The sequence below is a fragment of the Streptomyces naganishii JCM 4654 genome, assembly GCF_014650575.1.
Taxonomy (GTDB): domain Bacteria; phylum Actinomycetota; class Actinomycetes; order Streptomycetales; family Streptomycetaceae; genus Streptomyces; species Streptomyces naganishii.
This window is the reverse complement of record NZ_BMVF01000003.1, coordinates 221334-235383: the sequence shown is the minus strand read 5'-3', so window position 1 is coordinate 235383 and position 14050 is coordinate 221334. Positions and strand designations below refer to the sequence as shown.

Below are 14050 nucleotides of genomic sequence, written 5' to 3'. Positions count from 1 at the left end.
GGGAGAAGGGACGGTCAGCCGTACCGGCGCAGCTCGTGGAAGAAGTCGTCGATGACGCGGAGATCACCGGCCCGGGCCACCTCGTCGTAGACGTACTTGCCGACGGCCAGGTCGAGGACGCCGAGGCCGAACGGCGAGAAGACCACCGTGCGGTCGGCCGGCGGATCCACCCGGCCGGTCAGCACGTCGTCGAGCGTGCCGTCGAGGAAGCCCCGGCCGCCGGTGAGCTGTTCGGCCAGGTGCGGGGAGGTGTCGGCCTTCAGGCAGTGCTCGACGTCGTCGACGAAGTTGGCCGAGGCGAGCAGGACCTCGGGCGCGAGGTCGCGCAGCGAGACGTGCAGCACCACGGGCGCGTGGTCGAACAGCGACGGGTCGCTCACGTGCGGCCGGCCCGCGACGGTCGCGAAGACGACCAGGTCGCTGGAGCGGATCAGCTCCTCGGGGCTGTCGTGGACGGTGATCTCGCCGCCGCCCTGTCCGTCCGCGCCGGACTGGCGCAGGTAGCCGCAGAAGCCGGCCGCGCTGTCCGCCGAGACGTCGTACACGCCGACCTGCTCGAAGCTCCAGCCGGTGCCCGTGAGGAAGGTGTGGATGTAGCGGGCGATCAGGCCGGTGCCGAAGAAGCCGACGCGGGTGGGGCGCCGCCGGGTCCGGGTGAGCCGGTCGGCGGCCAGCGCGGCCGACGCGGCCGTCCTGGTGGCGCTGATGATGGAGCTCTCCAGGCAGGCGAACGGGTAGCCGGTGTCGTGGTCGTTGAGCACGAGCACGGCGGACGCCCGGGGCAGCCCGGCCGCCACGTTGTCGGGGAAGCTGGAGATCCACTTCAGCCCGTCCACGCCCACCGAGCCGCCGACCGAGGCGGGCAGCGCGATGATCCGGGAGGAGGGCCGGTCGGGGAAGCGCAGGAAGTACGAGGGCGGGTTGACCGTCTGCCCGGCGCCGTGCAGCCGGTAGGTGGCCTCGACGAGCTCGGTGATCTCCTTCTCGCGTCCCTGGAGAGCCTCGTGGACCTGGGCGCCGGGGATGACGGCGAAGCCGGGCACCGGGGCGGCGCCACGGGCGGCCGACTCGGCGGCGGCGGACGTCACGGGGTTCACCGCCGGGCTCCCTTCGAGGCGCCGTCCGCCGGGCCCGGCGCGGCCGGCCGCTGCGGGTCGGCGAGCGCGACCACCACCTGCCGTTCGCCGGTGAAGGCCTCACGGCTGTGCGCGGTGCGGATGTTGTCGACGAGCATCAGGTCGCCCTCCTGCCAGGGTTCGCGCCGGGTGTGCCGGTCGTAGGTCGCGTTGAGCAACTCCACGACGTCCTCGCCGATCGGAGTGCCGTCGCCGTAGCGGGTGTTGAACGGCAGCCCGTCCTCGCCGTACTCGTCGACCAGGTACTCGCGCACCTCCGGCGCCAGCGTCCACTGGTTGAGGAAGGCGATCTGGTTGAACCAGCACCGGCGGCCGGTGACCGGATGGTCGACCACCGCGGCGCGCAACTGCCGGGTGCGCAGCGAGCCGTCCGGCTGCCAGGCGAAGTCGATGGAGTGGGCGCGGCAGTAGTTCTCGACGGTCTCGCGGTCGTCGGTGCCGAACGACTCCTCCAGGGAGGCCCCGATCTCGTCGTTGTAGCTGCGGGTGAGCAGCCAGCCCTCGCGCTCGAAGCGCTCGGTCAGTTCGCGGGGCAGCGCCCGCAGCACCTCCTCGCCGTCGGCCACGGCGGTCGCCCCGCCCTCGGCGGGCGCGGTCAGGCACGCGAAGAGCATCAGGCCGGGGACCTCCAGCGCGTAACTGAGCTCGTGGTGCATGCACATGGGCTGGTTGGCCGGCCACGCGGTGGAGGAGTACAGCTTGGGGCCGTGCAGGTCGCGGGGTGCGAACGCCTCGCGCTCGGTCATGAGCGTGCCGGCCAGCCGGGAGAAGACCGCGCCGGCCTGGTCCGCGTCCCGCAGTCCGAGTCCGCGCACGAGGACGGCGCCGTGCTCGGTGACCTGGGCGCGCAGGGCCTCCCGGTTCCCGGCCGCCCATCCGGCGGCGTCGACCGGGGCCTCGACGCGCAGGATCGCGGGCCGGTCCGGCCGTGGCTCCACCTCCAGCAGTGACGCCGGGGACGAGAACGACATCTCGGTTTCCTTTCGTAGGGCACATCTGGTCAGGGGGCCGGCCGGTCTTGGCCGCTCAGGGAGAGGCCAGCAGTTCGCCGGCGCCCAGCACGACCCGGGCCGCCTCGGCCGGGCGGGTGCGCAGGAAGTAGTGGCCGCCGTCGGCCAGTTCGTGCGGCTCGACCCGCTCGGCCAGCAGCCGCCAGTCCTGGTGGCGCTCGGCGAAGCGCGCCGTGTGCGGGTCGTCCGCGGCGGCGACCACGGTCACCGGAGCGGTCAGCTTCGCCGCCGGAGGGGACTTCAGCAACTCGGCGAAGTAGCGGTGCGCGGCCACGCAGTCGTGCCGGTAGGCGGCGGCGACGAGCTCGGCGTGCCGCGCGTTCAGCTCACCGAGCTCGGGATGACCGCCGTCCGCGGTGAGGGCGGCGGCGATCTCCGCGTCCGTGCGCCCGGTCAACTCCGCGGCGGCAGCCTGCCGTTCGACCGCCGTGCCGAGGAGCTGCGCGCCGAGGAAGACCCGCGCGACCTCCACCCCGCTCTCCCGCAGCCGCCTCGCCGTCTCCAGCGCGGGCGCGGCGCCGGAGGAGTGGCCCCAGAGCATCACCCTCCTGGCGCCGAGCGCGGTGATCTCGGCCACCGCGTCCGCCACCACCCGCGGCAGCGGCGCGAACGGCTCGTCCCGGGCGGCCGGGTCGTGACCGGGCAGGTCGACGGCGTACACCGCGAGCCCGCTGCCGGCCAGCGCGTCCGCCAGCGGGCGGAAGTTGACGGCGTTGCCGCCCGCGTAGGGGAAGCACACCAGGGCGCACTCGGGCGGGCCGGCCGGCGCGGTGAGCGGTTGGAGGAGGCCGGTACGCCGGCCGGAGGCGCCGTCGAGCACGGCGGCGAGGTCGGCGAGGACCGGGTGCCGGGTGATGTCCTTGAGGGACACCTCACGGTTCAGCGCGATGGTCAGCTTCACCGCCGACAGCGAGGTGCCGCCGCGGGCGAAGAAGTGGTCGCGCCGGCCCACCGAGCGCTCGGGCAGGCCCAGCAGTTCGGCCCAGGCCGCCGCGAGCCGCCGCTCGGCCGGGGTGCGCGGGGCGTCCTCGCCGTCCGCGTCCGCCTCGCGGCGGTCCGGCTCGGTGCGCTCGGCCAGCGCGGTCAGGGCCTTGCGGTCGATCTTGCCGTTGCCGGTCAGCGGCAGGCTCTCGTGCCAGTGGAACGCCGAGGGCACCATGTACGCGGGGAGCGCCGCGCCCAGCGCCTCGGCCAACTCCCCGTCGGACAGGCGGCGGCCGCTGTAGAAGGCGATCAAGTGCTTCGACCCACCGGCGAGTTCGGCGACGACCACCGCGCCGTCCCGCACGCCCGGGACCCGCAGCAGGGTGTTCTCGATCTCCCCGATCTCGATCCGGAACCCGCGGATCTTGACCTGGCTGTCGCGGCGGCCGAGGAACTCCAGCTTGCCGCCCGGGTGCCAGCGCCCCCAGTCACCCCCCAGGTAGAGCCGCTCACCGGGACGGTACGGGTCCTCGCGGTACGCCTCACGGGTCCGCTCGGGATCGTTGACGTAGCCGCGGCCCACGCACACCCCGGAGAAGGCGATCAGCCCCGGCGCGCCGAGCGGCACCAGCGACAGCTGCTCGTCGACGACGTAGACCCGCACATTGCCGACCGGGGGCCCGAGCAGCACCCGGTCCGGCACCGCGTCCATCACCTCGTGGTTGGTGTCGTCCGAGGTCTCCGTCAGGCCATAGGCGTTGACCAGCCGGGTGCCCGGCCGGACGGCGAACCAGCGCTGTACCAGCTCCCGCTTCAGCGCCTCACCGGTCACCGACACGCAGGCGAGGTCGGGGAGTTGGCGCGGGTGCCGTTCCAGGTACGACGCCACCACCTCCAGGTACGAGGGCACGACCTGCGCCACCGCGACCCGGCCCCGCTCCAGGGTGTCGACGAAGCGCTCCACGTCGGTAATGGCGTCCTGCTCCACCAGCAGGGTCCGCCCGCCCACCAGCAGCGGGGCCAGCAGCTGCCACAGCGAGATGTCGAAGCACTGCGGGGCCGTCTGCGCCACCACCCGCTCCGGGCCGATCCCCAAGTCGTCGATCTTGGCGTACAGATGGTTGAGCATGCCCGCGTGCTCGCACATCGCGCCCTTCGGCTCACCCGTGGAGCCGGAGGTGAAGTAGATGTACGCCAGCTGCCCGGGCGTCACCTCCACACCGGGGTCGGTGCCGGGGTGCTCCTCGGCGTACGCCTTCTCCACCAGGAGTTTCTCGGTGGCCGTGGGCAGCCCTGCCAGGGCCTCGTCGAGGGTGGCGGTGCTGCCCGGCTCGGTCAGCACCAGCCGGCAGCCCGCGCGGGAGAGCGTGGCCGCGATCCGGCCGGCCGGGAAGTGCGGCTCGACGGGCAGGTAGACCCCGCCGGCCTTGAACACGGCCAGCACCGAGGCCAGCCAGTCCAGGTTGCGCTCGGTGACCACGGCCACCACGCCCTCCCGGCCCAGCCCGCGGGCCAGCAGCGCGCGCGCCAGCCGGTTCGCCCGCTCGTTGAGTTCGGCGTACGTCCACGAGCGCCCGCCGTGCACGGCCGCCACCGCCTCGGGACGCTCCCGCGCCTGCCGCTCGAACAGCTCGTGCGCGCGGGCCCGCGGCAGCTCCCGGTGCGGTCCGGCCATCCCGTCGAGCTGCTCGCGCACCTCGGCCTCGGACAGCAGGGTCCGGGCGGTGTGCCCGGCGTCGGCGTCGGCCGCCATCAGCTCGAGCGCCGTGAGGTGGTACCCCGCGACGCGGGCCGCCGCCTCGGCGTCCAGGGCGTCCGTGCGGTACCGCAGCCGCAGCTCGCTCCGCCCGTCCCGGTCGCCCCAGGCGACCGACAGGACCGCCTCGCCGGGCAGCTCGCGCAGTACGCCGTCGGGGTCGAGGACGACCTCGAAGGCCGGACCGGTCAGGCCCATCTCGCGGCGCAGCTCCTCGACGGCGAAGTCCTGGTGAGCGTGCAGGTCCGCCTCAGCGCGGCGGGCGCCGAGCACCAGCTCACGCCAGGAGTGCGGCGCGAGGGAGACCCGGCACGGCAGGGGAGCGGCCCCCGCCCGGGCGGCGTAGCCCGTCACCACGTCCCGCTCGGCCGACAGCGCGGCCAGCACCTTGGCGTGCGCGGCCAGCAGCACCGCGCTCACCGGCGCCCCGAGCTCCGCCGCCAGGGCGCGCACGGCCCGGGCGGTGCCGGCCGGCACGGCCTGCTCGTGGACCGCCACGCCCGGCGCCGGCTCCCCGGCCCACCGCGGAAGCGCGGTGAAGCCGCCGGCGGCCAGCGCGCCGGCCCAGAAATCCCTGTCCGCTGCCACGAACGCTCCCATCGGAGGTTCCTTCCTCACTTCGCCGTCGGAGCGGCGGGGTTTCCTCCCCAGACCGCGTTCGGGGGGACTTCCTCGCCCTTCATGAGGAAGGAGTCGGGCGCCAGTACGGCCCCGTCGCCCACCGTCACTCCGTAGTGCACATGCGCGCCGACGCCGAGCGTGCACCCGGCGCCGAGCGTGCTGTGGTCGGACTTGAAGGTGCCGTCCTCCTGCGAATGGCACTGGATCTTGCTGCCGGTGCCGAGCGTGCAGTCGTCCCCGATCGAGGCGAGCGTCCGCTCGGTGATGTAGCAGCCGTCGTCGAAGACCCGGCGCCCGATGCGCACCCCCATCAGCCGCCAGATCACGTTCTTGAACGGGGTGCCGTTGAACAGGTTGAGATAGCGGTCCGGCACCTTCCACAGCCGCTCGTGCCACCAGAAGTACGGGTCGTAGATGGAGCACAGCCGGGGGGACAGCGGGCGGAAGGAGGTGATGACCCGTTCCACCAGCACGAAGTAGAGGGCGGAGAAGGCCAGGGTGAGCGCCAGGTAGGCGCCGATCACCACATGGCCCAGCGCGCCGTACAGGCCCACGGAGCCGAACGCGAACGCGGTGAGGGCCGCGGTGTGCAGCCAGCGCAGCAGCAGGAACAGCGCCATCGAGCGGAGGTTGTAACGGTTCTTCGCGGCCAGGTTGCGGCCCAGCTCGTCGCCGGTGCGCAGATGGTCGAAGCGGGTGTCGCGCTCCACCGTGCGCGGGATCTCGAAGCACGGCGAGCCCAGCAGCCCGACGCCCTCGCGGACCTCGCCGTCCAGGGGCACCATCACCTTCGTCGCCAGCAGGCAGTTCTCGCCGGTCCGCGCGCCCGCCGGATAGGCGATGTTGTTGCCGAGGAAGTTGCGCGCGCCGATGCAGGCGCGCGAGAGGCGGAACGAGGTGCTGGAGAAGTCCGCGTTGATCACGGACAGCCCGTCGGCGACCATCGTGCCGCTGCCCACGGACACCAGGTACGGGCTCTCGTGCTGGACCTCGGTGCCGAAGTTCGACCCGGTCTGCTCCACCCGGGACAGGTCGTACCCGAGGCCGCGCAGATAGGGGACGATGTAGGAGCTGTCCCCGAACAGCCAGGTGAAGAACCGGATGTTGGTCATCCCGGCGACCGCGCGGTGCACGGCGTAGTGGAAGCCGTAGAGGGGGTAGACCCGGTCGGGCCTGACCAGCAGGCTCAGCAGCCGCGGCACGGTGAGCATCGCGGCGAGCCCGAGCAGGACCGCGCCGAGGAAGAGCACGGCGGACACGAGCAGGACGTCGGTGAAGAACTCGGCGGCGGTGGTGCCGGCGGTCTCCGCGTTCACCCGCTTGCTGAGCGCCGGGACCTCGGCGAACAGCATGTACACCCCGCCGACCGCCAGCGGCAGGTACACCAGGAACAGCTGCACGAGCGTGGTCAGCGCGAACCCGGCCCGGCGCAGCCGGCCGCAGCGGGCGGGGGCGACCCGTACGTAGTCGACGTCCGTGGGCTGGGCGGGTGAGCCGTGCCAGTGCTCGCCGGCCGGGATCTCCTGGCCCCGGTACAGCGCGGAGGCGTGGCCGAGTTGCGCGCCGTCGCCCATCGCGGTGTCGATGTCCAGGACCGTCTTCTCGCCGACGAACACGTCCCGGCCCAGGGTGATCCGGCCGGTGCGGATGCGTCCGGCCTGCGCGTGGTAGCCCAGCAGGAAGGCGTCCTTGCGGACGACCGTGCCGGAGCCGATGGTCAGCAGGTCGGTGCAGACGGGCACGGAGCGGGACAGGATCGTGACGCCGCGGCCGATCCGCGCGCCCAGCGCCCGCAGGTAGAGCACGTACAGCGGGTTGCCGACGAACAGGACCATGGGGTTGGCGTGCAGCAGCGCCTTCACGGTCCACAGGCGCAGGTAGGCCGGCCCCCAGACCGGGAACTCCGCGGGTTTCCAGCGGCCGACGAGGATCCACTTGGCGGCGACCGGGAAGACGCACAGGACGACGAAGCCCGCGCCGCCGAACACCAGCGACCGCACGTAGATGCCGGCCAGTCCGGATCCCCTGGCCACCCACTCGTAGCCGCGGGCGGTTGCCATGCCGATGACGAAGGAGTAGCCCAGGAAGATCAGCAACTGGGCGGTGCCGCACAGCGCGTACCACAGCGAGCGCCTCGGGCCGGCCGGCGGGGCGGGCGATGCCGTGCCGTCAGGGGCGGCGCCTTCGGCTTCCGCGGTGGAAGCCGCCGGGGTGCCGGGGCCGGACCCGGCCGTCGGCCGTCCGGTCGCCGGGGATCCGGCTGCCGGCGCAGCGGTCGCGGCCTGGGCGAGGGCCGTCGCCAGGCCGCGCAGTGTGGGGTGCCGGTAGATGTCCTTCATCGACACGGACGGCAGGTCCGGATGCTTGCGCACCCGTGCGCAGAACTGGGCCATGACCAGGGAGTTGGCGCCGAGGTCGTCGAAGAAGTGGCTGTCGGCGGAGACCTGCTCGGCCTGGACGACCTCCGCCAGGATGCCGGCGAGTGCTGCCTCGCTGTCCGTGACCGCCGGGCGGGTGGGCGAGCGTCGGGCGATCGCGGGTCCGTCCGGTCCGGGCATCAGGATGTCGGCAGACTTCTCCACCATGCGAACTCCCTGAGGAAAGGCCGAAAGCCATCGGCCAGGGGCGGCCGGTCCCCGAGACCGTGCGTTTTCGCCTGATCACGAAACCAAGGACCTGATCACGAAACCAAGGATCAGTCTTGTTCCGTGATCGCGGAGTTGCCACTCGGACGGGACCGCCGGGTTTCGACGTGGACACCTGTGCGGGCGCTCGTCGGGCCTGTTCAGCGGGCCTGGCCGGGATCGTGCCGGGCGGAGGGATCACCCGGATGGAGGTTCACCCCAGAAGGGGGGTGGGAGGAACGACGTGTTGCCGGAGCGCACCGGATCCGTGTCCCCGGAGCCTGCCGCACCCCCTCCGGTCGGAGCCCTCGCCGGACCTGTGGCCGGTGCGGCACACCGGGAGTGATCTTCAGGATCGGGCGGGACAGGGCCGGCCCGGGCTTCCGCGCCGGCGCCTGAGCCGTAAGCGGTGCGGGTGGCGAGGCCGAGGCCGGCGAGGACCCGGCCGTCCGCGACGAGCGCCGCGGCGCTGTCGTAGCTCATGTCCGAGCCGACGACGACGGTCATGAGGCTCCTCTCGGACAGACGGAGAACAGCAGGAGACCACCGGTGCGGGAGAACGACCTGAATGGTCGTCAGTGGGCTGCTGAGGCCCTTCAAGGGTGAGGGGCGTGTCCGCGCAGCCGCCAGAGCCGGATGCCGTGCAACCTGTGCAACCCGCCGCGGCCCCTCCCCGGCGGCCGCCCAGTGGCGGGACGATCGATCCGCTTCCCCGGACTGACCCCGGGACGACCGGCAACGCCGTGTAGATTCTCCGTCACCCTCTGATGCGCCATTGTGTTGAAGGGCTGCCCCATGGCTCGGTCAAAAGAGCTCTCACCCAATCACCGGCTCGGACAGCTGATAGCCGCGACCGGCTGGGACAGTGCCGGCGTCCTCGCCGACCGCGTGAACCGGCTTCTCTGCCAGGCCGGCAGCCGCCGCGTGATCCACCGCACCACCCCGTACAAGTGGCTGCGCGGGCACGTCCCGAGCGGTTCCGTACCGGCTCTCGTCGTCCGGGCGTTGTCGACCGCCCTGGGCAGGGACCTCACATTCGACGACGTCTGGTCCCACCGCGGCCCGACCACCGTCACCGAGGTGATCCGCGCGCACGAAGGGCTTGATCAACCCTGGGACATCACCGGCCTGCACAAGCTGCTGAGGGAACTGGACGCGGTGCCCGCACGCCGTGTGGTGCCGGCCTCCACGGGAACCGTCCTGACGACGCCGGCCTGGCAGTCCCTCGCCGCACCGGTTCCCCGTCTCATCGCTCCACGCGAGCCGACCACCGCGGTCCCGCCGTCCGCACTGCGGATCGTGGACAGCCTGGTCGCCTCCGCGCAGGCCGCCGACGACAGGGAGGGCAGCTCCGCCAGGCAGACCATCGGCATGTCCGTCCCGATCATCGTGAAGCTGCTCCAAGAAGGCGACTACACCCCCGATGCCGGGGCGCACCTGGCCCGATCTGTTGCCCAGGTCTGCCAGACGCTGGCCTCCATGCATCATGACGAACTCGCTGCCGGCGTTTCCCAGCGCCTCTACCTCATGGCCTTGCGAGCCGCCCATGCCGCAGGCGATCGCGCCCTCGTCGCGAACATCCTCACTCGCATGTCGGGGCAAGCGGCTGACTTCGGACAAGCCGCCGACGCCGTCCAACTCGCCGCGGCGCCCACCGAGGCAGCCGCGCACACGGCACCGGGCGTGCGCGCGCTCGTCGCCGCCCGCAAGGGAATCGCCCACGCCAGCGCCCGGGAACTGGACGCCTTCGAGGCATCGATCGACGACAGCAACCGCTTCTTCGAAGAGGCCGCTCCTCAAGTCGCCACCCCCTGGGCCGGCCACGCCGACCGGACCGAACTCGACGCCATCGCCGGACGCGGCCTGGTCATTCTGGCCGCCAAACGCACCGCTGACCCGTTGATCGCGTTACCCCGGGCATCCGAGCTCCTGCGGGCCAGGGCGCAGACGCCGCTGGGTGGCGACCACCAGCGCTCCGCCCTGCGTCACGGAGCCCTCTACAGCCTGGCTCAGGCCCACCTCGGCAACCTCGACACCGCCGTCGACGCAGCCGAGACGGCCCTCACCCGGCTGCCGACCGTCGCATCCACCCGAAGCGTGATGCTGCTGCGCGATCTCGCCTTCGCCCTTGACCGGCACAGCGCCTCATACCCACGGGCCCGCACGGTCGTTCACGAGATTCACGATGACCTCTGCCGGCGCCTTCGTCTGCACTAGTCCTGCGGCCGCTGTCCCAGACGCCCCATGCGGTTACCCGGCCGCACCTGCGGCACCGCGGAACCCGACGCGGGCGTTCGGACGGTTCCGCATCCCGGCGGGCCTTGCGGGGCATAATGCAACCATGGCTTGCGGGGCCGCCCGGACGCGTCCCCGCCCGGCCCGGAGGATGTGACGGGATGGACGAGTCACCGGTCCACGAGTCGTACTCGTTCGTGTCTGAGCTGCGGATTCGCCTGGGAACGGACCTTCGGGATCCGGCATGTCCTCGACGTCGGGGGTGTGCGCGGGGCGGCCCGCTTCGTGGGGGGCGTCAAGGAACCCTCTCCGCTCTCCCACGGTGTGTGCCGGGAGTGCGGCGGGCACCCCATCCGCATACTCAGGGCCGGCCGAGTGGCCTCCGCCCGGCTCGGCGCGCAGACTGGGCAGTGACGCGGGGCCGCGACTAGGGCCTTTCTCCTGGGAGAGGACCTGGGCAGTGACGCGGGGCCGCCCGAAGCAGGGCTGTGCCGGCGGTTGTGCCGGACCGTTCGTTGAGGGGGCCGATATGGCCGTAGAAATACCGCCCCTGGTCAAACCCTCGCGCCTCAGGCGCCGGGGAGGGCTGTGGGGCGAATGCCTGGCAGAGTTCCTGGGGACCTTCGTCCTCATCTCCTTCGGTACGGGCGTGGTGGCCGTCGCGGTCGCCGGACTGCCCGGCTCGGGGCGCACGTCGGGCCCCACGACCTTCTTCATCAGTGCCGGCGACTGGCTGCTGATCACCTGGGGCTGGGCATTCGCCGTGGTCTTCGGCGTCTACGTGGCCGGCGGCGTGAGCGGCGCCCACATCAACCCGGCGGTGACGCTGGCCTTCGCGGTGCGGCGCAAGTTCCCCTGGGTCAAGGTGATCCCGTACTGGATCTCCCAGCTGGTGGGCGCCTTCGTGGGCGCGGCCCTGGTGTACGGCGTCTACCACGACGCCATCAACACGTTCGACGCGGCGATGAAGGGGCCCAAGACACACGGGCACACGCTCGCCTCTTTCTCGATCTTCGGAACGTTCCCTGCTCCCTACTTCCACGGCGGCAACTGGGGTCCGCTGGTGGACCAGATCGTCGGTACGGCGTTCCTTGTCATGCTGGTGGTGGCCCTCATCGACATACGCAACACCGCCGTTCAGGCCAACCTCGGGCCACTGCTGATCGGCTTCGTGGTCGCCGCCATCGGCATGTCCTTCGGCCCGAACGCCGGTTACGCCATCAACCCGGCCCGCGACTTCGGCCCACGCCTGTTCACCTATTTCGCGGGGTGGGGTGATCTCGCCTTGCCCGGCAGTGTGGCGGGGGCGTTCAGCGACTACTGGTGGATCCCGATCGTCGGACCGCTCGTCGGCGGCGTGGTCGGCGTCCTCGTGTACGACCTGTTCGTCGGCGACGTGCTTCACATCCGCGCCCAGGAGGGCGAGTTGCCGGAGGTCGGCCGGACCCGGCCCGAGGACTGACGCAAAACCGGCGACAGGAGGGGCCGGCCGCTCGGCGGCCGGCCCCTCCTGCCCGAGATTGCCCTCTGGCGGGCGGCAGCCGGGTGGGCCGGCGGCGGAATCTTGAAAGCCGTACCGAAAATGAGGCGCTAGGGTCGGTGACGGACCCAACTCCGTTTGGACACGCGGCGTTTACGCGTGTATGTCCCGTCGACCGGCGGGACTTGTTATGGTGCTACTCGTCAGTAGCAAGCTGAACGGGGGGCACGGGGAGCGCGCGGTCACGTCACACGTCACCGCGGTTTCCCGGGCGGGTGGTCGAGACCGGACGACCTGGCAAGGGGGCCAGGGCGGCCCGCGGCTTTCGCGCGGACGCGTCGCGCGGCCATCGAACTAAGGTTCCCCCGCCCGATATTCCGGACAGGTGAGACTCGTCACATGGTTCACACCCTGGTCGATTCACTGACCGCCCACGCCTCGCGACACCCCGACCGCACCGCCTACCGCTATCTGGTCACCGGCGACTGCGACGGGGAGATCCAGGAGATCTCCTACGGCCGACTGGCCCGACGCACCAAGGCAGTCGCGGCCTGGCTCCAGGAGCGCGGACTGACCGGCTCCCGCGCCATGCTGCTGTACCCGCCCGGGCTGGAGTTCGTCAGCGCCTTCCTCGGCTGCCTCGCCGCCGGAGTCGTCGCCGTACCCGGCGTGCCCCCGCAGGGCAGGTCGCACAACCACCGCGCGCTGACCCGGATGAAGCGCCTGATCGCCGACGCGGACGTCAAGGTCGTCCTCGGCGGGCGTGAAGTCCTGGCATCGCTGGGGCAGTTGGCGGAGCACCTGCCCGAACTCGACGACATGGCCCGCAAGGCGAGCGAGGACATACCCGACGGCGCGGCCGACGGCTGGCTCGAGAACTCGCCCCCCGCCGACTCGGTCGCCTTCCTCCAGTACACCTCCGGCTCCACCTCCGCCCCGCGCGGAGTGATGGTCACCCACGCCAACCTGCTCGACAACGAACGGCTCGTCACCGAGCGGATGGGCCACACCCCGGACGTCCTCGCCGAGTACGGCCACGAGATGTTCGTCAGCTGGCTGCCCGTCTACCACGACATGGGCCTCATAGGACCCGTCCTCAACACCGTCCACCTCGGCGCCACCGCCACGCTCTTCTCGCCGCTGCACTTCCTCCAGCGCCCCGAGCGCTGGCTGGAGGCCGTCACCCGCTACCGCCCGCACACCTCCGGCGGCCCCAACTTCGCCTACGAGCTCTGCCTCAAGCACGCCGGACCGGCCCTGCTCGACCGGCTCGACCTGAGCGGCTGGAAGGTCGCCTTCAACGGCGCCGAACCGGTGCGCGCGGCCACCCTGCGCCGCTTCGCCGACACCTTCGCCCCGGCCGGCTTCGCACGGCGGGCGCTCTACCCGTGCTACGGCCTGGCCGAGGCCACCTTGATGGTCACCGGCGGGTCCGTGCACACCGAGCCCGTCCTGCTGCGCGCCGAGGACGACGGGCCGCACGCCGGCGCCCTGGACGCGGCGGCCGTCGGCTGCGGACGCCCCGGCCCCGGCCTGACCGTGGCGATCGCCGACCCCGAGCGCGGGACGGAACTGCCCGAGGGCGAGACCGGCGAGATCTGGGTCGCCGGCGCGAGCGTCGCCAAGGGCTACTGGCGCAACGCCCTCGCCACCCGCCAGACCTTCCGCGCCACCCTCCCCGGCCACGAGGGCCGCTTCCTGCGCACCGGCGACCTCGGCTTCCTGCGCGACGGCGAACTGTTCGTCACCGGCCGCCTGAAGGACCTCATCGTCATCGACGGCCGCAACCACTACCCGCAGGACCTGGAGCTGTCCGCCGAACTGTCCCACCCCGCGCTGCGCCCCGGCTGCACCGCCGCGTTCGCGGTCGACGGCGGCACCGAGGGCGAGCGGCCGGTCGTCGTCGCCGAGGTCGCCCCGGACGCCGAGGGCGAGGCGGAGAAGATCGCCGACCAGGTGCGCAGCGCCGTCGGCGAGGCCCACGGCCTGTCCCTGCGCGAGGTCGTACTGGTGCGGCCCGGCACCATCCCCAAGACCTCCAGCGGCAAGATCCAGCGCCGTGCCACCCGGGCCGCGTACCTCGACGGCACCCTCGCCGTGATCGGCGTGCCGGACCGGGAGTGACGCCGGGCCGGGGCGGTGCGGTCCGGCCCGGCCCCGGCGCGAGGCCGGACCCGCCGTGGGTCCCGTCCCGTTCCCGCCCGTTCCAAGCTCCTCACCCGCGGCCTCCGCCCGAACGCCCGCACGCCCAGACACCCCCGTTC

At 72.4% G+C, this 14050-nt stretch carries 7 protein-coding genes; 3 read left to right on the top strand and 4 right to left on the bottom strand.

Going from position 1 to position 14050, the window contains the following annotated elements:
* Window positions 1-14: 14 nt before the first annotated feature.
* The 4 genes from sbnB to IE217_RS06420 are packed head-to-tail and all read right to left on the bottom strand — an operon-like array spanning window position 15 to window position 8032.
* The gene (gene sbnB, locus IE217_RS06435) at window positions 15-1097 is read right to left on the bottom strand and encodes a 2,3-diaminopropionate biosynthesis protein SbnB (RefSeq protein ID WP_373297963.1); all 1083 of its coding nucleotides are present in this window, start codon (window positions 1095-1097) and stop codon (window positions 15-17) included.
* Window positions 1094-2107 carry a TauD/TfdA family dioxygenase gene (locus IE217_RS06430; RefSeq protein WP_190176738.1) on the bottom strand — a complete coding sequence of 338 codons (1014 nt, stop codon included), beginning with the start codon at window positions 2105-2107 and terminating at the stop codon, window positions 1094-1096. Before IE217_RS06430 ends, sbnB begins: the two co-directional genes overlap by 4 nt.
* A gap of 55 nt (window positions 2108-2162) precedes the next feature.
* Window positions 2163-5426, bottom strand: a complete 3264-nt coding sequence (locus tag IE217_RS06425; protein WP_190176737.1) for a non-ribosomal peptide synthetase — start codon at window positions 5424-5426, stop codon at window positions 2163-2165.
* A 14-nt stretch (window positions 5427-5440) separates the two neighbouring features.
* Window positions 5441-8032, bottom strand: coding sequence for a Pls/PosA family non-ribosomal peptide synthetase (locus IE217_RS06420; RefSeq protein ID WP_190176736.1), 2592 nt, complete (start codon window positions 8030-8032; stop codon window positions 5441-5443).
* An 834-nt stretch (window positions 8033-8866) separates the two neighbouring features.
* On the opposite strand from IE217_RS06420, the gene IE217_RS06415 reads away from it, so the two are divergent.
* The 3 genes from IE217_RS06415 (at window position 8867) to IE217_RS06405 (ending at window position 13910) form a co-directional block, all read left to right on the top strand.
* Window positions 8867-10288 (top strand): NsdA family TPR-like regulatory protein, encoded by a 1422-nt coding sequence (locus tag IE217_RS06415; protein WP_190176735.1) that lies wholly within the window; start codon window positions 8867-8869, stop codon window positions 10286-10288.
* Window positions 10289-10835: 547 nt separating this feature from the next.
* Window positions 10836-11768, top strand: a complete 933-nt coding sequence (locus IE217_RS06410) for an MIP/aquaporin family protein (protein WP_190176734.1) — start codon at window positions 10836-10838, stop codon at window positions 11766-11768.
* Between the two features lie 417 nt (window positions 11769-12185).
* The gene (locus IE217_RS06405; protein WP_190176733.1) at window positions 12186-13910 is read left to right on the top strand and encodes a fatty acyl-AMP ligase; all 1725 of its coding nucleotides are present in this window, start codon (window positions 12186-12188) and stop codon (window positions 13908-13910) included.
* The last annotated feature ends 140 nt before the right edge of the window (window positions 13911-14050 follow it).

What these genes read in the sequence shown, in the direction of transcription:
- IE217_RS06430 (WP_190176738.1), bottom strand. Translation starts at nt 2,107, where the DNA reads ATGTCGTTCTCGTCCCCGGCGTCACTGCTGGAGGTGGAGCCACGGCCG.
- IE217_RS06425 (WP_190176737.1), bottom strand. Translation starts at nt 5,426, where the DNA reads ATGGGAGCGTTCGTGGCAGCGGACAGGGATTTCTGGGCCGGCGCGCTG.
- IE217_RS06420 (WP_190176736.1), bottom strand. Translation starts at nt 8,032, where the DNA reads ATGGTGGAGAAGTCTGCCGACATCCTGATGCCCGGACCGGACGGACCC.
- IE217_RS06415 (WP_190176735.1), top strand. Translation starts at nt 8,867, where the DNA reads ATGGCTCGGTCAAAAGAGCTCTCACCCAATCACCGGCTCGGACAGCTG.
- IE217_RS06410 (WP_190176734.1), top strand. Translation starts at nt 10,836, where the DNA reads ATGGCCGTAGAAATACCGCCCCTGGTCAAACCCTCGCGCCTCAGGCGC.
- IE217_RS06405 (WP_190176733.1), top strand. Translation starts at nt 12,186, where the DNA reads ATGGTTCACACCCTGGTCGATTCACTGACCGCCCACGCCTCGCGACAC.